The sequence below is a fragment of the Kitasatospora sp. MMS16-BH015 genome (assembly GCF_002943525.1).
Taxonomy (GTDB): domain Bacteria; phylum Actinomycetota; class Actinomycetes; order Streptomycetales; family Streptomycetaceae; genus Kitasatospora.
The window spans coordinates 4,609,179-4,630,015 of record NZ_CP025394.1 but is presented as its reverse complement, the minus strand read 5'-3'; the positions used below and the strand labels follow the sequence as shown (position 1 = coordinate 4,630,015).

Sequence of the window (20,837 nt, the reverse complement as noted above, 5' to 3'; positions counted from 1 at the left end):
TCTGCTAGGGGAGGGGACAACAGGGTGTCGGCCGCGACGTCGAGGGGGGCCCAGGAGGGTCAGGAGGCTGCGGAGTTCGCGGTGCTCGGTTCGCTGGAGATCCGCAGTGGTGGGGAATCCGTGCTGGTCAGCGGGGCGCTGCAGCGACGCGTCCTGGTGATGCTGCTGCTGGAGGCCGGCCGGGTGGTGCCGGTCTCCCGGCTGGTCGCGGCCGGGTGGAACGAGGACCCGCCGGACAGCGCCGAGCACCAGGTGCGCAAGACCGTGGCCAAACTGCGCGGCCGGATCCCGCGCGGCCCCGAGCTCATCCTCACCGACGGCCCCGGCTACCGCGCCGTGGTGGGCCCCGACCAGCTGGACCTGCTGCGCCATCAGCAGCTGCTCACCCAGGCCAGGGAGGCGCTGGAGGCCGGCGACCCGGGCCAGGCCGTGGCGCGGTTCCGCGCGGCGCTCGCGCTCTGGCGCGGGCCGGTGCTCTCCGGGGCCGGCGGCCCGGTGATCGACGCGGCCTCCACCGCGCTGGAGGAGCAGCGGCTCGGCGCCGCCGAGCAGCTCTACGACCTGTGCATCGAGGCCGGCGAGGCCGCCGCCGTCACCGGCGAGCTGCGGCGGCTGGTCGAGGACCACCCGCTGCGCGAATCGCTGCGCAGCCGGCTGATGCTCGCCCTCTACCACTCGGGCCAACAGGCCGCCGCCCTGGACGAGTTCGCCCGCGCCCGGCGCCACCTCGCGGAGGAGCTGGGCATCGACCCGGGCGCCGAACTCACCGAGCTGCAGGAGCGGATCCTGCGGCAGAACCTCTCCCCCGCCCAGCGTCCCGCCGCCGTGGTCACCGCCCCGGCCGCCGCCGAGGCGCCGTACGCGCTCCCCTTCGACGTGCGCGACTTCTCCGGCCGCGGCACCGAGCTGCAGTGGGTCGCCGAGGCCGCGGAGCGGGCCGTGCCGGGCATCTCGACCGTGCTGGCCCTGGACGGCATGGGCGGCAGCGGCAAGACGGCGCTGGCGGTGCGGGCCGCCCACCTGCTGGCCGCGCGGTACCCGGACGGCTGCCTCTTCATCGACCTGCACGGCTTCACCCCGGGCCAGCACCCGCTGAGCGCCTTCCACGCCCAGGGCGATCTGCTGGCCGCGGCCGGCATCCCCAGCGAGGAGATCCCCACCGTGCCGGCCGGCCGGGCCGCGCGCTGGCAGTCCTTCGTGCGCGGGCGGCGGCTGCTGCTCGTCCTGGACAACGCCGCCTCCTCCGAGCAGGTCCGGGGCCTGCTGCCGGCCGCCTCCGACAGCCTGGTGCTGGTCACCAGCCGCCCCCGGCTGACGGGGCTGGACGGTGTCCGGTGGCGCTCGGTGGGCGCGCTCCCGGAGCCGGACAGCAAGGAGATCCTGCGCAACACCCTCGGCCCCGAGCGGGTCGCCCGCGAGCCGGAGGCGGCCCGCGAGCTGCTCCGGCTCTGCGGCGGCCTCCCGCTGGCCGTCCGGATCGCCGCCGCCCGGCTGGCCAACCGCCCGCACTGGACCGTCCAGCACCTGGTCGAGCGGCTGCGCGACCACAGCCGCCGGCTCGACGAACTCACCAGCGAGGGCCGGGGCGTGGCCGGGGCGCTGCTGCTCTCGTACCAGTCGATGCCCGCCGAGCAGCGGACGGCCTTCCGGCTGCTGGGCCACCACCCGGGCCGGTACCTGGACGCCGCCGAGGCCGCCGCGCTGCTGGACACCGACGTGCTGACCGCCGAGGACGTCCTGGAGGAGCTGGTCGACGTCCGGCTGCTGGAGGCCCGGGAGCCCGGGGTGTACGCCCTGCACGACCTGGTGCGCAGCTTCGTCCAGCGCGTCGCCCAGGCGGAGAAGGCCACCGAGGACGGGCAGGCGGTGCGCCGGCTGCTCGACCACTACGTGCTGATGGCCGAGCGGGCGGGCGACGTGCTCTTCCCCGGCCGGCGCCGCTACCGGGAGGACGGGGAGGAGCAGCCGGCCGAGCCGGCGGGCCCGGCCTTCGACCACAAGGACAAGGCGCTGCTCTGGCTCGACCAGCACCGGGACGGGATGCTCGCGGCGGTGGACGCCGCCTACACCGAGGGCCTCTACTGGCACGCCGCGCGACTGCCGCGCGAGCTGGGCTTCCACTCCAGCATCCGCGCCTACGACGCCAGCGCGAACGCGGCCCTGGAGAAGGCGGTGGCCGCCTCCCGGCGCCTCGGCGACCGGTCGCTGACCAGGCTCAACCTCACCAACCTCGGCATGGGCATGTGGCGGCTCGGCCGGCTGAGCGACGCGGTGGCCAGGCTGGAGGAGGCCGCCGAGCTCTCCCGGCAGATGGCCGACGACCTCAGCGAGGCCGCCTGCCAGGCCCGGCTCGGGCAGGCGTACAACAGCATGGGCGAGCTGGAGCGGGCGCTGGAGCTCAACCAGGAGGTCAACCGCCGGGCCCGGGAGCTCGGGCTGACCCGGCTGGACGGCTCCTCGCTCAGCATGCTCGGCCTGATCAAGGTGCGGATGGGCCGCTTCGAGGAGGCCGCGGAGGCGGCCGAGCGGGCGGTGGCGATCTTCGACTCGATCCAGGAGGTCCCGCTCTCGGTCGACGCGCTGAGCAACCTCTCGCTGGCGGTGGAGGGCCTCGGCCGCCACGAGGAGGCGCTGGAGCGGGCCGAGGAGGCGCTGGAGCGCTGCGAACGGATCAACCTCCCCTCGGTGCTCCCGCTGGTGCTGGCCCGCCGGGCCGACGCCCTGGTCCGGCTCGGCCGGCTGGCGGAGGCGGCGGACAGCGCCGACCACGCGCTGGCCCGGGCGGCCGGCAGCATCGACGACATCCACCGGGCCGCCGTGCACCTCACGGTCGGCCGGGTCCGGTACGCGCAGGGCGAGCTGGCGCCGGCCCGGGCCCAGCAGCTGCTGGCCCACGAGATCGCCTGCCGGATGGAGCTGCGGTACGACGAGGCCTGCGCGCTCCGGGGCCTGGCCCGGACCACCGGGGCCCAGGGGGACTTCGTGCTGGCGCGGCGTCACCAAGCCTCTGCCGAACGGCTGTTCACCCTGATGAAGGTGCCGGAGACGGCCTGGTGAGGCCGGCCCCGCCGGCCGGCCCGGGCCGGGTATCGGCCGGGTGTCCAGAGGGGAACGGGCTGGGAAGGCCGATGGCCAGCATGAGCGGAAGCGAAGCCGAACAGACCACCTCCCCACGAAGGAGTCCGTCCATGCGTCTCACCGCACTCTCCGTCACCTCGGCCCTGGTGCTCGGTGCTCTGTTGGGTGGTGTCGCCGCCTCCTCCGTCACCCAGGCCGCGCCGACGGCCAAGCGGCCGCCGGTCGTCGCCGACGCCCCCGCCGCCGGCGTGCCGAGGCTGCCCGGCGGCAACCACGGCAACGACTGAAACCCCGGTTCCGAGGGCTTGGAGGGGTTCACGCAATGACCATCAGGGTGCTCATCTGTGACCAACTGCCCGTCATCGCGGACGGTCTGCGGACCATCCTCGACGCGGTGCCCGAGATCGACGTCATCGGCACCACCCAGAACGGGATGGAGGCCATCGTGCTGGTGCGCACCCTGCGCCCGGACGTGGTGGTCACCGACCTGGACCTCCAGACCATCTCCGGCCTCGAGCTGATCCGGCGGCTCGGCAAGGAGGAGGACTCCCCCAACGTCGTGGTGTTCACCGCGTCCCACAGCGACAAGACGGTGAGCGACGTGCTGCACGCCGGCGCGAGCTGTCTGCTCGGCAAGGCCGCCAGCCCGCAGGAGCTGATCACCGCGATCCAGGCCGCGGCGGCCGGCCAGACCCTGCTCGCCCCCAGCGTGGCCGAGCGCCTGGTCCGTTGGTTCCGAGCCCAGCCCGAGCCCCAGGAGCCGGTGGCCTGCCCCGAGGTGACCGAACTGACCCCCCGCGAGCGGGAGGTCACCCGCATGGTGGCCCTCGGCATGTCCACCGAGGAGGTCGCCAGTGAACTCATCATCGGCGAGGCCACCGTGCGCACCCATCTCTACCGGGTCCGCACCAAGCTCGGCGTCCGTGACCGCGCCGAACTCGTCTCCCTCGCCTACCGCACCGGCCTGATCCACTCCGCCGACCGCCCCGCCTTCGGCGGCGACCGGGCACTCCAGGCCAGCTGAAGCCGCCGCACCGCGAAGACCGGGGCGGGCCACCACGGCCCGCCCCGGTCTTCGCGGGTCTTCGCGTCTGAACACTTCCGACGGCCGGTCAGGCCGGTCAGGCCGGCTGTACCGCCGCCCGCTCCTTCGCCTCGCGGAGGCGGGCCGCACCGACCTCGCGCCAGAGCGCGGCCGGGTCGCCGTAGCGGACGGATTCGGCCGCGGTCAGGCGGTAGTAGCGGTGCAGGCCGAGCTCCGTGGTCATCGCCCGCACCCCGCAGGTCTGCATGGCTCCCCGCACCACCTCGCGGGCCGTCTCCGCCGCCGTCGCCAGCGCCTCGGCCGGCGCCGTACCGGCGGCGGCCGGCTCGGCGTCGACCAGCCAGGCGGCCCGGTACACCGCCGCCCTGGTCGCGCGCAGGCTCACCAACCCCCGGGCCAGCGGGAACGAGACGGCCGGCAGGTCGCGCAGCCGAGTCCCGAACTGCCGCCGGTGGCCCGCGTATTCGACCGCCTCCCGGTGCGCCCCGGCCGCGATCCCCAGCAGGTAGGCCGCCTGCCGCACCCGCGCCCGCGCGAGCGGCCCCACGGCCGACTCGTCCAGCCCCGCGAACACGGCTCCGCCGCTCGGCGCAGCCGCCCCACCCGACACACCGTGCACGCCCCCGCCAGCCACCGACGCCGCCCCGAAAACCCCGGCTGACGCCCCGGCGGAGGACCCGGCCGGCACTCCGCCCGACAGCTCGGCCGGCGCCCCGCCCGAAGCTCCGGCCGGCAGGAGGGCCGCGACCGGGGTGCGGTCGAGCCGCAGGACGGGCGGCCAGCACCCGTCCGCCACCGTCACGCCCGCCGCTCCGCGCTCCACCTCGGCGAAGAACTCTCCGTCAGCCGCCCGCACGAGCACCAGGAAGCGGTCTGCGCCCGCCTCCTCCGCCGTGGCCGCTCCGGTCAGCTCCCAGCCCTCGGCCACCGGTGCCGCGAGCAGGCCGCCCCCGGTCCCGGCCGGGGCCACCGCACCGCCGGGAACGCCCAGCGAGGCGGCCAGTGCCCCGGCCCGGTAGGAGTTGCCGCAGGCCGCGCGGCCGAGCTCCTCGCTCACCAGCGCCCCCGCGGTGAGGCCCAGGCCGAGGCCGCCGGCCGAGGCGGGGCGTTCGAACTCGGCCGCCGACAGGGTGTCGAGGACCGGCCGGGTGGGGCCTTGGGCGCCGTCGGCGACCGGAGCTCCGTGCAGGTCGGGGAGGGGGGCGAGACCGGCCAGGGCCTTGCGGAGGGTGGTGCGCAGCTCGGTGAAGAGCGGGTCGGGGAGCAGGTCCACTGTCAGTACTCTTCCTGTCCGGTGGAGTCGAACGCGGTGGTCACGATCTGGAGCATCACCTCGGAGGTGCCGGCCGAGAGCGTGAGGCCGGGGGCCTCGCGGTGGGCGGAGTCCAGGATCAGGGCCGCCGGGGTGCGGTCGGCCCGCTGGGCGGGGGTCGGCACGCCGACGGCCCAGTGCGCGACGGACTGCGCGAGCTCGCTGCTGTGGTACTTGGCCACGGCCGTGGCGAGCTGGTCGACCCGGCCGGCCGCGAGGCCGGTGATGACCTCCCAGGAGAGGGCGTGGTCGGCCGACAGGGCGCCGTGGAAACGGCCGATCCGCTCCAGCTGGTCCGGGTGCCCGGCGGCCGGGTCGGCGGCGACCAGGGCGTCCAGCGCGGTGTCGAACCAGCGCTCGGCCTTGAGGTGGTAGTCGAGCCCGGTGCGCTCGATGGCCAGGGCCTCGCCCAGCAGCGGCCAGCCCTCGTCGCGCGGGCCGAGCAGGTCGCCGGCGGCGACCGGGACGCCGTCCAGGTCGACCCGGTGGAAGTGCTCGTCGCCGAGGCCGGGGATCAGCGAGACGGTGACGCCGGGGGCGGTCAGGTCGACCAGGAAGAGGCTGATGCCCTGGTACTTGCCCGCGCCCGGGGTGGTGCGGGCCGCGCAGAGACCGAGGTCGACGAACCGGGTCTTGAGGCTGAACACCTTGGTGCCGGTGATCCGGTAGCCGTCCCCCTCGGGCTCGGCCACCGCGCGCAGCGCACCGAGGTCGGAGGCGGCCTCGGGCTCGGTGTAGAGCACCGAGGCGAAGCTCTCGCCCCGGGCCATCGCCGGGAGGTACCGGAGCTTCTGCTCCTCGGTGCCCGCCATCAGCAGGAACTGACCGACGATCTGCACGGTGTTGACGTGGAAGGTGTCCGGCACGCCGGCCCGCACCAGCTCCTCGGCCACGATCGCCGCGTCGGTGAGCGGGCGCCCGGCGCCGCCGTACTCGACCGGCCAGTGCACGGCGAGCAGGCCGAGGCCGCCGAGCAGCCGGTAGAGCGGGCGGGCGTCCGGCTCGACGCCGTCCACCCCGGTGGCCGCCGCCGCGGCTGCGCGCACCTCGGGTGCGCGCAGCGCCGCGCGCACCCGCGCCCGGTACCGCTGCTGCTCCTCGGTGAATCCGAACCGCATGGGTCTCCTCCTCAGCGGGCCGGCGTCGCTTCGAGCGCCGCGACGACCCGGCTCAACGCCGGCTCTGTGAACAGGGTGTAGTGGTCGCCGGGCACGCTCTCGGCGCGGAACGGGCCGGTGCAGACCGCCCGCCACTGCTCCTCGACGGCGGGCTGCGGCCCGGCGGTGAGCAGGGTGACCGGCCCGCCGTACGGGGTCGGCGGCCGGTAGGCCTCCAGCGCCAGCGCGCAGAACCGGAAGGTCCGGTAGCTCGCGGCCAGCTCCGAAGAGCCCGAGGCCAGCTCCTGCTCGATCCCGGCCCGGTCGCGCCCGGTCAGCCGCGCGAGGTCGTGGACGAAGCGCTCGCGCACCGTGGTCTCGTCCAGCGGCTCCGGGTCCTCGTCGTGGGCGGAGTCCAGCAGTACCACCGGCAGCCGGCGGCCCGTCTTCTGCTCGATCTGCCGGGCCGCCTCGAAGGCGAGCACCCCGCCGTAGGACCAGCCGGCCAGCGTGGTGGCCTCCGCCGGGCCGGTCTCCAGCAGAGCCTGCGCGATCCGGGTGGCGGAGGCCACCAGGCCCTCGGCCGGAGGCAGTTCGGCCTCGGACGGATCGGCCGCGAAGCCGGTCACCGAGAGCCGCTCGGGCAGCGCCCGCACCAGCGGGACGTAGCAGAACAGCGCCCCGCCGGAGGGATGGACCAGCACCAGCTGCTCGGGCCCGGCCGCGCGCATCACCACCGGCTCCCGGCCCGCGCCGCGGTGGGCGGCGGCCCGGTGGTTGTCGATCGCGGCGGCCAGCCCGGCGACGGTGGGCGCGGCGAAGAACTCGCCGAGCGCGATCTCCACCCCGAACCGGCGCCGGATCGCCGACATCAGCTGGACGGCCTGGAGGCTGTTGCCGCCGGCCAGGAAGAAGTCGTCCCGCGGGCCGAGCCGGCCCTCGCCGAGCAGCGGGGTGACCACCTCGCGCAGCAGCCGGCGCTCGGTCGGGGTGGCCGCTCGGTCGCCCGGCAGCCCGGCCGCCCGGCTGAGGTCCGGGTCGGGCAGCTTGCGCCAGTCCACCTTGCCGCTGCTGGTGAGCGGCAGTTCGGCGAGCACCACGAAGTAGGAGGGGATCATGTAGGCGGGCAGCAGCGCCGCCAGGTGCTCCCGCACCGCCGGCAGCTGCGCCTCGGTGACCCCGGTCAGGTAGCCGACCAGGTGCTTGGCCCCAATCGGGTCGGCCCAGGCCCGGACGCTGACCGGGCCGATGCCCGCGAAGCCGGTGAGCGCCGACTCCACCTCGCCCAGCTCGATCCGCAGGCCGCGGATCTTGACCTGCTGGTCGATCCGGCCGAGGAAGACCAGCCGGCCGTCGGGCAGCCGCTTGACCAGGTCACCGGTGCGGTAGAGCCGGCCGCCGATCGCGGTGCCGAACGGGTCCGGGACGAACTTCTCCGCCGTCAGCCCGTCCCGGTTGAGGTAGCCCCGGGCCAGGCCGGCCCCGCCGATCACCAGCTCGCCCGGCACGCCGACCGGCACCGGGCGCAGCTCGCGGTCGAGCACGTGCGCCACGTGGTTGGTCATCGGCAGGCCGATCGGCGGGGAGGCGTCCCAACTGCCCGGGCACTCCTCGACGATCATCGTCACGGTGCACTCGGTGGGCCCGTAGCCGTTGAACAGCCGCCGGCCCGGGTTCCACCGGTTGACCAGCTCGCCGCTGAACGCCTCGCCGCCGACGAAGGCGATCCGCAGCGCGGTGAACCGCTCGGGGGCCAGCAGCGGCATCACGGTGGGCGGCAGGTCGATCACGGTGATGCCGCTCTGCTCCATCAGCTCCTGGAGCCGGTCCACCGAGAGCCGCTCCTCCTCGGTGGCCACGTAGAGCCGGGCGCCGGTGAGCAGCGCCGCGAAGGTCTCGAAGACGGAGACGTCGAAGGTGGCCGAGGCGAAGCCGAGCACCCGGTCGGCCGGGGTCAGCTCGAACAGCTCCCGGGTGGAGTCGGTGAAGTTGACCACGCCCCGGTGCTCCAGCACGACGCCCTTGGGCTTGCCGGTGCTGCCGGAGGTGTAGATGACGTACGCGACGTCGCCGGGCCGGGCCGCGAGTGGTGGGTCGTCCTCGGGCTGCGCGGCCAGCTCCGCGCCCAGCTGATCGAGGGTCAGCACGGTGGCCTCGACCTCGGCCAGGGCCGGGGCGGTCTCGGTGTGGGCGAGCACCAGCCGCAGCTCGGCGTCGGCGGCGATCTCGGCGATCCGGCCGGCCGGGCTGGCCGGATCGAGCGGGAGGTAGGCCGCGCCGGTCTTGAGCACGGCGAGGATCGCGGTCGGCAGGTCCACCGTGCGGCGCAGGCAGAGGCCGACCCGCGCGCCGGGCTCGACGCCCCGGGCGCGCAGCAGGGCGGCCAGCCGGTTGGCCCGGCGGTTGAGCTCGGCGTAGTCGGTCTCCACGCCGGAGACCACCACCGCCACCCGCTCGGGCGCCTCGGCGACCCGGGCCTCGAACTCCGCCACCACGGTGGATTCGCGGACCGGCCGCACCGGGCCACGCCCGGTCTCGGCCAGGAAGGCCAGGTCGGCCGGGCTCAGCATCCGGGCGGCGGAGAGCGGGGCGTCCGGGGCGGCGGTCAGCGCGTGCAGCAGCCCGTCGTAGTGCCGGGCGTACCGGGCGACGCTCTCGGCCTCGAACAGCTCGCGGTCGTACTCCACGTCCAGGGTGGCCCCGGCCCCGGGCGCCTGCGGCAGGGTCAGCTCCCAGGCCAGGTCGGTGCGGGTGACGCCGCTGCGCACCTGCTCCACCGAGGCGGTGAGGCCGGGGAAGGCGGGGACGGGGGTGGGCTCGGTGACGCCGAAGAGCAGCTGGCAGATCGGCGCGCGGGACGGGTCCTCGGCCGGCTCGACCGCCTCGACCAGCCGGTCGAAGGGCAGGCCGGCGTGGGCGGCGGCCTCGGCCGAGCTGTGCGCGACCCGGCGCACCAGGGTGCGGAAGTCGGGGTCTCCGGAGAGGTCGGCGCGCAGCACCCGCAGGTCGGTGAAGAGGCCGACCGTCCCGGCCGAGGTGGCGGGCCGGCGGGTCTGCGGCGAGCCGATCACCAGGTCGTCCAGGCCGCAGTAGCGCTGGAGCAGGGTGAGGAACGCGGCGGTGAGCACCTCGGCGGTGGCCACCCCCTCCTGCCGGGCCAGCTCGGCCGCCCGGGCCAGCGCCTCGCCGCCGACCGCGAAGCGGGCCCGCTCGCCGGCGAAGCCACGCTGCTCGCCCGGGGCGCGGTCGGCCGGGAACTCCAGCACCTCGACCCCGGCGAGGCGCTCACGCCAGTACGAGGCCAGGCGCTCCGACTCCTCGGCGCCGAGCCGCCCGTGCTCCCAGCACGCGTGGTCGGGGTACTGCACCACGGGCTCCGGCAGCACGGGCTCCTCGCCCACGCGCGCGGCGCGGTAGCACTCGGCGAGTTCGGCCAGCAGCAGGCCGTGCGAGGAGGCATCGCAGAGCAGCGGGTGCACGTCGAGCAGGAAGAGGTGGTCGTCCTGGCCGGCCCGCACCAGCAGCGCCCGCCAGCCCGGCGCCCGCCCCGGCTCGAACGGCTCACGGACCTGACGTCCAATCAGCTCCAGAGCCGCCGAGAGCTCCGGAGCCTCGGCCGCCGGCAGCTCGACCGGCCTGTCGGCCTGACGCTCAATCAGCTCCTGCGCTACGGCAGGATCCGGGGTCTCGACCAGCGGCAGTCGGACCGGCACCCCGGCCGCGACCACCTGCACCGGGCCGTCCTCGCGCTCCACCACCACCGTCCGCAGCGCCTCGTGCCGGGCGACCACGGCGGCCAGGGCCGCACGCAGCGCCGTCACGTCCAGCTCGCCGCGCAGCCGCAGCAGCAGCGGGGCGCCGACGGCGGGGGAGCTCGGGGCGGTGCGGTCGAGGTAGCGCCGCGACTGCTGGGCGGCCGTCAGCGGGGCCGGCCCGGTGTGGCCGCGACGGACCGGCCCGCGCTCCGCGGCGGCCCTGGCCTGCTCCCGCAGCCGGGCCCGGAACTCGGCCCGACGCTCGGCCGGCAGCGCGGCGAACCGCTCGGTCAGATCGGTCACTTGACGCTCCTCAACGACCGCACGGCGCTACCCACCCCGCGCACGACAGCCAACTGCCCCGCGAACCACCCGCACAGATCGGTCACTTGACACTCCTCAACGACCGCACGGCGCTACCCACCCCACGCTCGACAGCCCACTGCCCCGCCAACCAACCGCACAGATCCGTCACTTGACGCTCCTCAGCGGCTGCGGGGCGGCGGCCGCCCGGTCGCGGGCCGGGAGGTGGGCCAGCTCGGAGAGGGCGATGGTGAGCACGTCGATGCCGCGCAGGTAGTCGGCCAGCAGGATGTGCTCGTCGTCGGCGTGGTCGAGGCTGCTGTCGCCGGGGCCGTAGGTGGCCATCGGGATGTCCCACTCCTCGGCCAGGGTGTTCATGTCCGAGGTGGCCGTCTTGAGCACCAGCCGGGGCTGGGCGTGCAGCCGGCGGATGCCGGTGACCAGGGCGCGGACGGCCGGGTCGGCCCGGCCCACCCGGCAGGCGGCCACCGAGTTGAGCACCTTGAGCTCGCCCTCGGGCAGCCGCTCGCGCAGCGCGCGGACCAGCCCCTCGTCGTCGAAACCGGGCGGGGTGCGCACGCTCAGGTCCACGGTGGCCGTGGTCAGGTCGGCGTTGAGCTGGCAGAGCGTGGCGCCGGGCCGGTCGAAGACGGCGTGGCTCGCGTCGGGGCCGAGCAGCTCGACCAGTGCGTTCCAGCAGGCCACGGCCAGTTCGGAGGCCTTGGGCACCGGGTTGCTCGGGTGGGTGGCCGCGCACTTGACGGTGTAGCGCAGGTCGAGCTTGCCCTTGTAGCCGAGCACCACGCTCGACCAGCCGCTCGGCTCGCCGATCACCAGCGCGTCCGGCCGCTGCTGGCGGGCCCGGACGGCCATCGCGCCGCGCGAGCGCGGAGTCTCCTCCTCGACAACGCCGATCACCACCAGGGTGCCGGGGAAGTCGACGGCGCCGGCCGCGGCGCAGACCATCGCGGCCAGCGGGCCCTTGGCGTCCACCGCGCCGCGGCCGTACAGCCGGCCGTCCTCGGAGCGGACCGGGACGTGGCCCGCGACGGTGTCCAGGTGCCCGAGCAGCATGACCGTGGGGCCGGGGCCGTGCTCGATCACCCCGATCACGTTGCCGGCCTCGTCGATGTGCGTCCGGTAGCCCAGGCCGGTCATCTCCTCGGCCAGGAAGTCGGCCAACTCCCGCTCGTGGTACGAACAGGAGGGGATCTCCAGCATGCGGCGGAGCAGCCCGGCGGCGTAGGTCTCGGTGACCTTGCCGGAGCTGGTGAAGGCCCAGTTCATCGCGCTGCCCGTTCCAGGAGGTGGTCGAGGATGTGGTCGGCGACGCTGACCCGGTCGCCGAGGGCGGCCTGGAAGCCGGAGAACTCCACCCGGTGGTTGACCTCCAGCACCAGCAGCCGGCCGTCGCCGGCCTCGATCAGGTCGACCCCGGCGATGTCCGCGCCGACGGCGGCGGCGGCCTCGAGGGAGAGCTTCTCGATCTCCGGGGTCACCTCGCAGGGCAGCGCCCTGCCGCCGAGGGCCACGTTGGTGCGCAGGCCCTCGCCAGTGCGGTAGATCGCGCCGACCACCTGCCCGCCGACCACGATCACCCGGATGTCCCGGTCGGGTTTGTCGATCAGCTCCTGCACGTAACCCAGGTGCGACTGCGGGCCGGTGAGCGCGCCGGCGTACTCCAGCACGGCCTCGGCCGCCGCCCGGTCGGGGAGTTGGACGACCAGCCGGCCCCAGGAGCCGACCAGCGGCTTGATCAGCGCCGGGTAGCCGATGGATTCGTCCAGCGCGGCCAGCGCGGCCTCCGGGGTGAGGCCCAGCGCGGTGCGCGGGGTCGGCACCCGGGCGGCCTCCAGGGCCTGGGTGGTGAGCCACTTGTCGCCGCAGACCTCGGTCGCGGTCACGCTGTTGAGCACCTCGACCCCGGCGGCGGCCAGGCAGCGGGCCGCGTAGGCCGCCCGGGTCTGGCCGATCTCCCGGTTCAGCGCGAGGCCCCAGGGCAGCTCGCGCTGCCCGGCCGGGAACCAGAGCCGGCGCGGGTCGAGGTGCTCGAAGGGGACGCCGCGCCGGTCGAAGGCGTCGAACAGCCGCTTCTCGTCCGCGCCGACCCGGCTGGCGAGCACGGCGATCCTGCTGGCGTCTGGGCGCTCGGGCGTCGCTGACACGTGACCTCCGGATAAGGGGACCGCTGACGGGTCGGGCGACAGATCGGGCCTGCCGCGTGAAAAGGAAAACTAGGCCCGCACGGCCCGCCCCCGCGTCCGCGCCAAGCGCAATCCGCGGCGCGCACCGCGTTTACCGGGCTGTCCGCGATTGCGAATTCTGATTACCCGGCCCCGGTCGGCGCCGTGCCATTCTGAGCCGGTATTCGACTGAGCCGCGGCCGGATTCACCGCCGCGAGAGCGAGAGGGGCCACGTCGTGGGAGACCTGCGGATTCCGGTGATCGCACTGTGGAGCGCGCCGCGCTGCCGCTCGACCGCCTTCGCCCGGATGATGACCGAGCGCGGCGACCACGCCGTGGTGCACGAGCCGCTCTCCCGGGTGGTCGACTTCGGCGAGGTCGAGGTGGGCGGCACCCCGGTGCACAGCGAGCTGGAGGTGCTGGCCCGGCTGCGCGCGATGGCCGCGGAGCAGCCGGTGTTCTTCAAGGACACCACGGACTTCCACTACCCCGAGCTGCTCGCAGACCGAGCCTTCCTGACCGGCGCCACCCACACCTTCATCATCCGGGACCCGGCCGAGGCGATCGCCTCGCACCACGAGCTCAACCCGGAGTTGGGGCTTGAGGAGATCGGCTTCGCCCGGCTGTACGAGATCTTCACCGCCGTGCAGGAGGCCACCGGCCGCACCCCGGTGGTGGTGGACTCGGACGACCTGCTCGACCGGCCGGCCGAGACGGTGCGCGCCTACTGCGCGGCCGTCGGCATCGACTACCGCCCCGAGGCGCTGAACTGGCAGTCCGGCATGCGCTCGGAGTGGCAGTCGACCAGCAAGTGGCACCAGTCGACCAGCGAGACCACCGGCTTCGCCCGCCGCCGCACCGACGGCGCCGCGAAGGTCGAGGCCGACCCGGTGCTGCGCGGCTACCGCGACCACCACCAGCCGTACTACGAGAAGCTGCGCGCCGTCGCCCTCGAGCCGCTCGGCGCGGAGCAGGCCGGGTGATCGCCGCGCGGCCGTCCCGGGTGTGCGGGGTAATCACCAGAGGGACGATCCGCGCCGGTCAGCAGACTACGTTCGAGCCGTGAAAAGCCTTTCCAGCGAGGTGGGTCACTTGACGGGGACATCGGCGTCCACCGCCGCCCGGCAGTACGACCGGATCGACATATCCGGGCACCGGAACAACACCGCCGTTTCCGCGGCGACCGACACCGGTGCGGGTGCGTTCAACGTGTGGCGGAATTCCTTCGCGGCGGAGTACCTGCCCGCCGGGGGGAGCCTGGTCGAGGTGGACGGCGTCCCCTTCGACTTCCCGCCGGTCTGCCAGGGGCCGGACAACGTCCGCTGTGCCGGCCAGTACCTGGAGGTCCCCCGGGACCGCTACGACTGGATCCACCTGCTGGCCGCCTCCGAGCGGCGCTGCGAGGACACCGTCGAGTTGACCTTCGCCGACGGCTCGGTGGACGCCGAGCCGCTGCGGGTCTCCGACTTCTGGGCGGCCCCGGCCTGGTTCGGCGAGGTCAAGGCGTTCGAGAGCCTGACCATGCACTATCCGCAGCACGTGCAGCGCGGGGTGCCCGCGGTGATGTGGTCGCAGCGGGTGGCGGTGACCCGGCGGGTCGACCTGACCGGCCTCCTGCTGCCGCGCAACGTCGCGGTGCACGTCTTCGCGGTCACCCTCCAGCGGACGGAGCTCTGAGATGACGGCCAAGCGCTCGTACACGCTGAAGGGCCCGGAACCCGAGCTCTGGTACCGCGACCTGATCAGCTGCCTGCAGTCCACCACCGCCTCGGTGCTGCTGCGCGGCGGCGCCGATCCGCTGGAGGTGCTCGGCGCGGGCTGGCGGTTCCTGCACCTGCCCGGCGAGGTGCGGCACGAGGAGTTCTACTACCCGTGCCTGCCGGACGCCGACGGCCGGGTGGACCTGGGCGCCGCGCTGGCCCCGCACCACGCGCTGCGCGCGCGCTGGTGGCAGCCGGCCGACGAGCAGGACCTCTGGCGCGAGGTGCGCGCCGCGCTGGCCGAGGACCGGCCGGTGATCGCCGCCGTGGACAACTTCCACCTGCCCTTCCGCCCCGCCTACGGGGACGTGCACGCCGCCCACCAGGTGCTGGTCTACGGGCTGGACGAGCTGCGCGGCCTGGTCTACGTCTCGGACGCGATGCCGCCCGGCTTCCGGGGGGCCGTCCCGATCGAGAAGTTCCTGGCCAGCTGGGGCTCGGAGAACCCGACCGACGTCCAGGACGCCTTCTTCAGCGACTCCCGGATCGGCCGGCGCTGCCTGGACGTGCGGCTGGAGTCCGTGCCGGAGCCGCTCACCCCCGGGCGGCTGGGCCGCTTCCTGCGCGCCGACGCCGAGCTGTTCACCACGGCCGGCCCGCACCGCACCGGCCTGCCCGGCTTCGACCTGTTCGCCGCCGAGCTGCTGGCCCGCGCCGGGGCCGGCGAGGCCGCCGCGCTGCGCGAGCTCTACCCGTTCGGCTGGGCCATGCAGGCCCAGGCCTCGCTCCACGGCGAGCTGCTGCGCCGCTGCGGCCACCGGTGGGGCGACCCGGCGCTGGCCGCGGCCGGCCGCGCGGTGGAGACGGTGGCGCACGCCTGGACCGGGCTCCGGTTCACCGGCGCGCACGGGCTCGGTGACCCGCGCGCCGCCACCCCCGACCTCGCGCGCCACACCACCCTGCTGCGCGCCGCCTACACCCGGGCGGTCGACGCCGTCGGCGCCGTGGCGGCCCGGCTGTGACCGCGCCCGCACCGACCCTCGTGACCTCCCGGAGAGACAACTGATGAGCAAGCTGGCAGCGTTCGGTGGCACGGCGGCCGTGCCGAAGGACCGACGTGGCGTGCAGTGGCCGCTGATCGAGGACGAGGACCGCAAGTCCGTCCTGGACGCGCTGGACGGCCCGAGGCTGGTCTCCGACACCGACGGCGTCAACGCGGTCTCCGAGCTGGAGCGGGGCTGGGCCGAGCGGTTCGGCTTCGAGCACTGCGTCGCGGTGTCCAACGGCACCGCCGCGCTCTCCCTCGCGCTGGCCGCGCTCGGCATCGGCCCGGGCGACGAGGTGATCGTGCCCGCGCTGACCTTCATCGCCACCGGGCTCGCCCCGGTGCACCAGATGGCCGTCCCGGTCTTCGCCGACATCGACCCGGTCACCTTCAACATCGACCCGGACGACGTCGAGCGCCGGATCACCCCCCGGACCAAGGCGATCATCCCGGTGCACCTGCACGGCGCCCCCGCCGACATGGACCGGATCATGGCGATCGCGAGGAAGTACCACCTCGCGGTCGTCGAGGACGCCGCCCAGGCCCCCGGCGCGACCCACCGCGGCCGCCCGGTCGGCGGGATCGGCGACGCCGGCTCCTTCAGCCTCCAGGTCACCAAGAACATCCCGACCTGCGGCGAGGGCGGCCTGCTGGTCACCGGCAGCACCGAGCTGGCGGAGGCGATGCGCCGGGGCCGCCAGTTCGGCGAGGTGATCGAGGCCGGCCGCGACCGCGACTACGTCTCCTACGGCCTGGGCTGGAACCACAAGATGAACGCCATCCAGGCCGCGTTCACCAGCTCCCAGCTGGCCCGCTTCGACGACTACGAGCAGCGCCGCCAGCGCAACGTCACCGAATTCCTGGGCCGGCTGGCCGAGTTGCCCGGCCTGGTGGTGCCCACCGCGCTGCCGGACACCACCCACGTCTGGCACATCCTGCGCTTCCGCTTCGACCCGGCCGCCTTCGGCCTGGAGGGGGTGCGCCCGCAGGCGCTGCGCGGGGCGCTGCGCCGGCTGCTGCGCGCCGAGGGCGTGCCGATGTCGCAGTACCAGCTGATGCCGCTGCCCGACCAGAAGGTCTTCGTGGAGCGGCTCGGCTTCGGCTCCGGCCACCCGTGGGCCGTCACCGGCGCGCCCGGCACCGCCTCCGGCGAGGGGTACCCGGTGACCCGCGCGGTCATCGCCGACTCGCTGACCATCCAGAAGCGCCACCTCAACCCGGACGCCGGCTGGCTGCTCGCGCTCTACGCCGACGCCTTCGAGAAGGTCTGGGCCAACAGGGACATGGTCGCCACCCTCGCCAAGGCGGCGTCATGACCGGCGCCCTGCTGGAGCGCGCCGAGCCCGAGACCCTGGCGGCCGTCGCCGCCCGGATCCGCCGGCACGTGGTGGACATGTGCGCCGGGCCCGAGGGCGGCCACCTCGGCGGCGGCCTCTCCTGCACCGACGTGCTCACCGCGCTCTACTTCTCGGTCATGAACGCCGACCCGCTCCGACCGGCGGACCCGGACCGTGACCGCTTCCTGCTCAGCAAGGGCCACGCGGCCCTCGCGCTCTACGCCACCCTGGCCGAGCGCGGGTACTTCCCGGTCGAGGAGCTGGCCGAGTTCGGCCGTCCCGGCAGCCGGCTGATGGGCCACCCCGTCCGCGCGGTGCCCGGGGTGGAGCTGCCGACCGGCTCGCTGGGCCACGGCCTCCCGCTGGCCTGCGGCTTCGCGCTGGCCAACCGGTACGCGGGCCGCACCTCGCGCAGCTTCGTGCTGCTGGGCGACGGCGAGCTCCAGGAGGGCTCGGTCTGGGAGGCGGCCATCGCCGCCGCCAGTCTGGGCCTGGACCGGCTGGTCGCGATCGTGGACTGCAACGGCCTCCAGCTGACCGGCCCGACCGAGGGCATCGCCCCGATGGAGCCGCTGGCCGAGCGCTGGAGCAGCTTCGGCTGGTCGGTGCGCGAGGTGGACGGGCACGACCCGGCGCTGCTCGCCGAGCACCTCGGCGCCGGCCCCTGGGAGCCCGGCAAGCCGAGCGTGCTGCTGGCCCGCACGGTCAAGGGCCAGGGCCTGCCCTTCCTGGCCGGCCGGGCCGCGAGCCACTACGTCACCCTCTCGCCCCGCAACCACTCCCGGGCGCGCAACGCGCTGCGGGCCACGGAGGCCACGGCATGAGCCGCGCGACCCGCGAGGCGTACCGGGACGCCCTGATCCCGCTGCTGGCCCGCCACCCCGAGCTGATCTGCCTGGACTCCGACACCGGCCTGTTCGGCGCGGAGCAGGTGGCCGCGGCCGGCGAGCAGTACCTCAACCTCGGCATCGCCGAGCAGAACCTGATGGGGATGGCCGCCGGGATGGCGGCCTGCGGGCGGGTGCCGTTCGTCAACACCATGGCCGCCTTCGCCACCTCCCGGGCGCTGGAGGCGATCAAGATCGACATCGCCTACAACGGGCTGCCGGTCAGGATCATGGCCACCCACGGCGGCCTGGCCGCCGGCCACCTCGGCCCGACCCACCAGGCCTTGGAGGACCTCGCGGTGATGCGGGTGCTGCCCGGGATGACCGTGGTGGTGCCGGCCGACGCCGCCGCCACCGAGGCCGTGCTGGAGCAGAGCCTGCACCTGCCCGGCCCGCTCTACGTGCGGCTCGGCCGCAAGGCCACCCCGGCGCTGCCGCCCGGCCCGCCGCCCGTCATCGGCAAGGCGCAGACCCTGCGCGAGGGCGGCGACGTGGTGCTGGCCGCCTGCGGCGCCTACCCGGTGCTCGCCTGCCTCGCGGCGGCCGAGGAGCTCGCCGGGCACGGCATCGAGGCCACCGTGCTCAACATGCACACCCTGCGCCCGCTGGACACCGAGGCGCTGGTCGCCGCGGCCGGCCCGGCCGACCTGGTGGTCACCCTGGAGGAGCACTGGCGCGGCGGCGGCCTCGGCGGCGCCGTCGCCGAGACGCTGGCCGAGCGCGCGCCGGTGCGGGTGCTGCGCCTGGGCGTACCGGACACCTTTGTCGACCAGGTGGGCAACCAGGAACACCTGATCGCGCACTACGACCTCACCGCGGAGCGGGTGGTGAGGGCGGTCCGTACCGCCCTCGACACCGCGGCCCGCTCCGGAACCACCCACCGAAAGGAACACGTCTCGTGACCACGCTGACCGCTCAGCCCTGCCCGGAGTGCGAGGAGCCGGTCTCCATCGGCGCCTCCGCCCGGCTCAACGAGATCGTCGAGTGCGGCGGCTGCCGCAGCGAGCTGGAGATCGTCGCCCTCGACCCGACCGTGCTCGCCCTCGCCCCCGAGGTCGAGGAGGACTGGGGCGAGTAGCCCCCACCGGCCAGCGGCTCGCCCCCGGTACCCCGTACGCCGGGGGCGAGCCGCGTTCCGGCCCGCCCGCACGCCCCGCAGCACCCCCTCCCCAAAGGAGCACCACCTCATGCAGTCCGAGCCCCACGGTCCCGGCGCCGGGACGGCCACCCTGATGACCTCGCCGTTCTCGGTCCTCGACGACGCGGGCTCGTACACCGCCGCCGTCGACGCCTTCCTCGCCGCCGAGGCGCCCACCGCCGTCCCGGTCTGGACCGGCGGCCGCACCGACCTGGCCGCCTCCGCCGAGCGCGCGGCCGAGGTGTACGGAGCGGTCCGCCGTCCCGCCCCCCGCACCCACGGCGTGCTGCTCGCCCCGCAGACCCTGCCGGCCGGCCTGCGCGCGCTGATCACCCCCTGCGCGGCCGAGTGGCTGGACGAGGCCGAGCTCGCCCCCGCCCTGCTGGAGCGCCTCGCCCCGGCCGCCGGCGGGCAGCCCGTCTCGCTGGTGATCGCCGGCCTCTACGAGCACTTCACGGTGGACCTGATCTGGCCGCTGGTGCGCGCCGCCGGCACCCGCCCCGAGCTGAAGCTGGTCTTCCTGACCGGCCGGGACGCCGCCTCGCTGGCCTGGTTCACCGCCAAGCAGTACCTCGAACCCGCCGATGACGTCGAGGAGTTCGGCCTCTTCACGGCCGTGGACCGCGGCTTCACCCGCAGCGGCGTCCACCTGCGCAACGAGGCCGAGCTGGAGTCGGTGGACGTCAGGTCCGAGATCCTCGGCACCCGTTGGCGCCGGCTGATGCTCCAGGGCCACGGCAAGGACGACTCGCTCAACCTCGCCGACTACACCATCTGCGGCCTGAACGAGACGGTCGGCCGCAACCTCGAGATGGTCGCCCCGATCTGCGCCACCTCCACCTGCTACAAGCCGGTGGACAAGCTCATCCAGCTGCGCGAGATCCGCACCGCCGAGGTGGTGCTGAGCTCCTGCAACAACAGCCCGTTCGCCGACGCCACGGTCTACGACCCCAAGTACCAGCTGATGCTGAACGCGATCGACGGCACCGCCCGCAACGTGGTCGGCGCGATCACCGTGCACGGCTCCACCCGCCCGGAGAACCTCGTCTGGACGGAGGCCGCGCTCACCGGCACCGCCTCCGTGACCGCGCTCAACACGAGCATCTGCACCTCCGAGCCCTACCCCGCCTACGTGCAGTTCGGCCTGGCCGAGGACTCCGGCGCCGTGCCCGCACTGCCCACCGTCGAGCCGGAGCAACTGCTGCTCACCACCTCGGCCCGGCTCACCGCCTACCTGGCCGGCGGGGCGCTCTCCCCCAACAACCCGCTCCGCGCCCGCCTGGGCAAGCTCGCCACCAAGGTGGAGGGCCAGGTCTCCCGCCGCGACCTCGCGGTGAACCAGGACCGCACCCCGGTGATCCGCGGCCTGCTGGACGACCTCCAGTCGCTGGACATGGCCATCGCCACCCAGTTCGTCAAGGACCCGGAGAACGAACTCAGCAACTGCTTCGGCTACTTCGGCGAGCGCAGCCGGATCGACCTGGCCAGCCTCGCCCACGTGCGCTGCCAGTGCGGCCGGCCCGCCGAGCGGTACCGGCGCAACGCCCTGGTGCCCACCGTGCTCGACACCGAGGGCATCGTCTGCACCCGCTGCGGCGACGTGGCCTTCCGGCTGCCCGACTCCCCCTCGCTGCTCGTCCACGCCGAGGACGGCGCCCGCCAGGGCACCACCAACGAGGTCCGGGTGGCCGTGCGCGAGGCCCGCCCCGGCATCCTGCGGCTCGGCCTGTTCTTCGCCAGCTACGGGCGCTCCGGCTGCAGCATCGTGCCGGACCTGCGGAAGGTCAAGATCGGCGCCGACGGCACCGGCGAGGCCGTCTTCACGCTGACCCTCACCCCCGACATCGCGCCGCACGGCTACTACGTCTCGGCCTACGCCGTGCAGGACCTCGCCGTGTCGATCGCCCGCCGCAACTTCGGCATCCTGGCCGCCGACCACGCCGGCTGACCCACCGA

At 74.8% G+C, this 20,837-nt stretch carries 16 protein-coding genes; 11 read left to right on the top strand and 5 right to left on the bottom strand.

Translation table 11 applies throughout. The annotated features are described in order from the left end of the window. The first annotated feature begins 24 nt into the window (after positions 1-24). The 3 genes from CFP65_RS19980 to CFP65_RS19975 all read left to right on the top strand — a co-directional run bounded on the left by CFP65_RS19980 (position 25) and on the right by CFP65_RS19975 (position 4,102). A complete protein-coding gene (locus tag CFP65_RS19980; protein WP_254552476.1) occupies positions 25-3,057 on the top strand; it encodes a BTAD domain-containing putative transcriptional regulator in 3,033 nt (1,010 codons plus the stop codon). Positions 3,058-3,188: 131 nt separating this feature from the next. Next, positions 3,189-3,365: a hypothetical protein gene (locus CFP65_RS39085; RefSeq protein WP_158702266.1), complete on the top strand. Its 177-nt coding sequence runs from the start codon at positions 3,189-3,191 to the stop codon at positions 3,363-3,365. Between the two features lie 35 nt (positions 3,366-3,400). After that, positions 3,401-4,102, top strand: a complete 702-nt coding sequence (locus CFP65_RS19975; RefSeq protein WP_104817453.1) for a response regulator transcription factor — start codon at positions 3,401-3,403, stop codon at positions 4,100-4,102. A gap of 97 nt (positions 4,103-4,199) precedes the next feature. Here CFP65_RS19975 and CFP65_RS19970 read toward each other — a convergent pair whose 3' ends face one another. The 5 genes from CFP65_RS19970 to CFP65_RS19950 form a co-directional block, all read right to left on the bottom strand. Further along, the gene (locus CFP65_RS19970) at positions 4,200-5,396 is read right to left on the bottom strand and encodes an acyl-CoA dehydrogenase family protein (protein WP_254552475.1); all 1,197 of its coding nucleotides are present in this window, start codon (positions 5,394-5,396) and stop codon (positions 4,200-4,202) included. Between the two features lie 2 nt (positions 5,397-5,398). Then, a complete protein-coding gene (locus tag CFP65_RS19965; protein WP_104817452.1) occupies positions 5,399-6,553 on the bottom strand; it encodes an acyl-CoA dehydrogenase family protein in 1,155 nt (384 codons plus the stop codon). Between the two features lie 11 nt (positions 6,554-6,564). Then, the gene (locus CFP65_RS19960; protein ID WP_104817451.1) at positions 6,565-10,590 is read right to left on the bottom strand and encodes a non-ribosomal peptide synthetase; all 4,026 of its coding nucleotides are present in this window, start codon (positions 10,588-10,590) and stop codon (positions 6,565-6,567) included. Positions 10,591-10,758: 168 nt separating this feature from the next. Continuing rightward, the gene (locus CFP65_RS19955; protein ID WP_104817450.1) at positions 10,759-11,877 is read right to left on the bottom strand and encodes a M20/M25/M40 family metallo-hydrolase; all 1,119 of its coding nucleotides are present in this window, start codon (positions 11,875-11,877) and stop codon (positions 10,759-10,761) included. Further along, positions 11,874-12,755 (bottom strand): RimK family alpha-L-glutamate ligase, encoded by an 882-nt coding sequence (locus tag CFP65_RS19950; RefSeq protein WP_104817449.1) that lies wholly within the window; start codon positions 12,753-12,755, stop codon positions 11,874-11,876. Before CFP65_RS19950 ends, CFP65_RS19955 begins: the two co-directional genes overlap by 4 nt. A gap of 255 nt (positions 12,756-13,010) precedes the next feature. Between CFP65_RS19950 and CFP65_RS19945 the strand changes: the two genes are divergently transcribed. The 8 genes from CFP65_RS19945 (at position 13,011) to CFP65_RS19910 (ending at position 20,829) form a co-directional block, all read left to right on the top strand. Then, on the top strand, positions 13,011-13,757 hold the full coding sequence (locus tag CFP65_RS19945; protein ID WP_217368175.1) for a sulfotransferase family protein: 747 nt from the start codon (positions 13,011-13,013) through the stop codon (positions 13,755-13,757). A gap of 100 nt (positions 13,758-13,857) precedes the next feature. Beyond that, positions 13,858-14,451 (top strand): hypothetical protein, encoded by a 594-nt coding sequence (locus tag CFP65_RS19940; RefSeq protein ID WP_371682540.1) that lies wholly within the window; start codon positions 13,858-13,860, stop codon positions 14,449-14,451. Position 14,452: 1 nt separating this feature from the next. Beyond that, positions 14,453-15,496, top strand: coding sequence for a BtrH N-terminal domain-containing protein (locus tag CFP65_RS19935; protein WP_104817446.1), 1,044 nt, complete (start codon positions 14,453-14,455; stop codon positions 15,494-15,496). 43 nt (positions 15,497-15,539) lie between these two features. Further along, positions 15,540-16,835 carry a DegT/DnrJ/EryC1/StrS aminotransferase family protein gene (locus tag CFP65_RS19930; RefSeq protein WP_104817445.1) on the top strand — a complete coding sequence of 432 codons (1,296 nt, stop codon included), beginning with the start codon at positions 15,540-15,542 and terminating at the stop codon, positions 16,833-16,835. Next, positions 16,832-17,680, top strand: a complete 849-nt coding sequence (locus CFP65_RS19925) for a transketolase (RefSeq protein ID WP_104817444.1) — start codon at positions 16,832-16,834, stop codon at positions 17,678-17,680. Before CFP65_RS19930 ends, CFP65_RS19925 begins: the two co-directional genes overlap by 4 nt. After that, positions 17,677-18,645 (top strand): transketolase family protein, encoded by a 969-nt coding sequence (locus tag CFP65_RS19920; protein ID WP_104817443.1) that lies wholly within the window; start codon positions 17,677-17,679, stop codon positions 18,643-18,645. Before CFP65_RS19925 ends, CFP65_RS19920 begins: the two co-directional genes overlap by 4 nt. Then, positions 18,642-18,821 carry a lysine biosynthesis protein LysW gene (locus CFP65_RS19915; protein WP_104817442.1) on the top strand — a complete coding sequence of 60 codons (180 nt, stop codon included), beginning with the start codon at positions 18,642-18,644 and terminating at the stop codon, positions 18,819-18,821. Before CFP65_RS19920 ends, CFP65_RS19915 begins: the two co-directional genes overlap by 4 nt. A gap of 109 nt (positions 18,822-18,930) precedes the next feature. Continuing rightward, positions 18,931-20,829, top strand: coding sequence for a hypothetical protein (locus tag CFP65_RS19910; protein ID WP_104817441.1), 1,899 nt, complete (start codon positions 18,931-18,933; stop codon positions 20,827-20,829). Positions 20,830-20,837 lie beyond the last annotated feature (8 nt).

Bases quoted from the DNA above. Each gene is read 5' to 3' on its own strand.
- CFP65_RS19975 (WP_104817453.1), top strand. From the start codon at position 3,401: ATGACCATCAGGGTGCTCATCTGTGACCAACTGCCCGTCATCGCGGAC.
- CFP65_RS39085 (WP_158702266.1), top strand. From the start codon at position 3,189: ATGCGTCTCACCGCACTCTCCGTCACCTCGGCCCTGGTGCTCGGTGCT.
- CFP65_RS19955 (WP_104817450.1), bottom strand. From the start codon at position 11,877: ATGAACTGGGCCTTCACCAGCTCCGGCAAGGTCACCGAGACCTACGCC.
- CFP65_RS19935 (WP_104817446.1), top strand. From the start codon at position 14,453: ATGACGGCCAAGCGCTCGTACACGCTGAAGGGCCCGGAACCCGAGCTC.
- CFP65_RS19920 (WP_104817443.1), top strand. From the start codon at position 17,677: ATGAGCCGCGCGACCCGCGAGGCGTACCGGGACGCCCTGATCCCGCTG.
- CFP65_RS19930 (WP_104817445.1), top strand. From the start codon at position 15,540: ATGAGCAAGCTGGCAGCGTTCGGTGGCACGGCGGCCGTGCCGAAGGAC.
- CFP65_RS19925 (WP_104817444.1), top strand. From the start codon at position 16,832: ATGACCGGCGCCCTGCTGGAGCGCGCCGAGCCCGAGACCCTGGCGGCC.
- CFP65_RS19965 (WP_104817452.1), bottom strand. From the start codon at position 6,553: ATGCGGTTCGGATTCACCGAGGAGCAGCAGCGGTACCGGGCGCGGGTG.
- CFP65_RS19910 (WP_104817441.1), top strand. From the start codon at position 18,931: ATGCAGTCCGAGCCCCACGGTCCCGGCGCCGGGACGGCCACCCTGATG.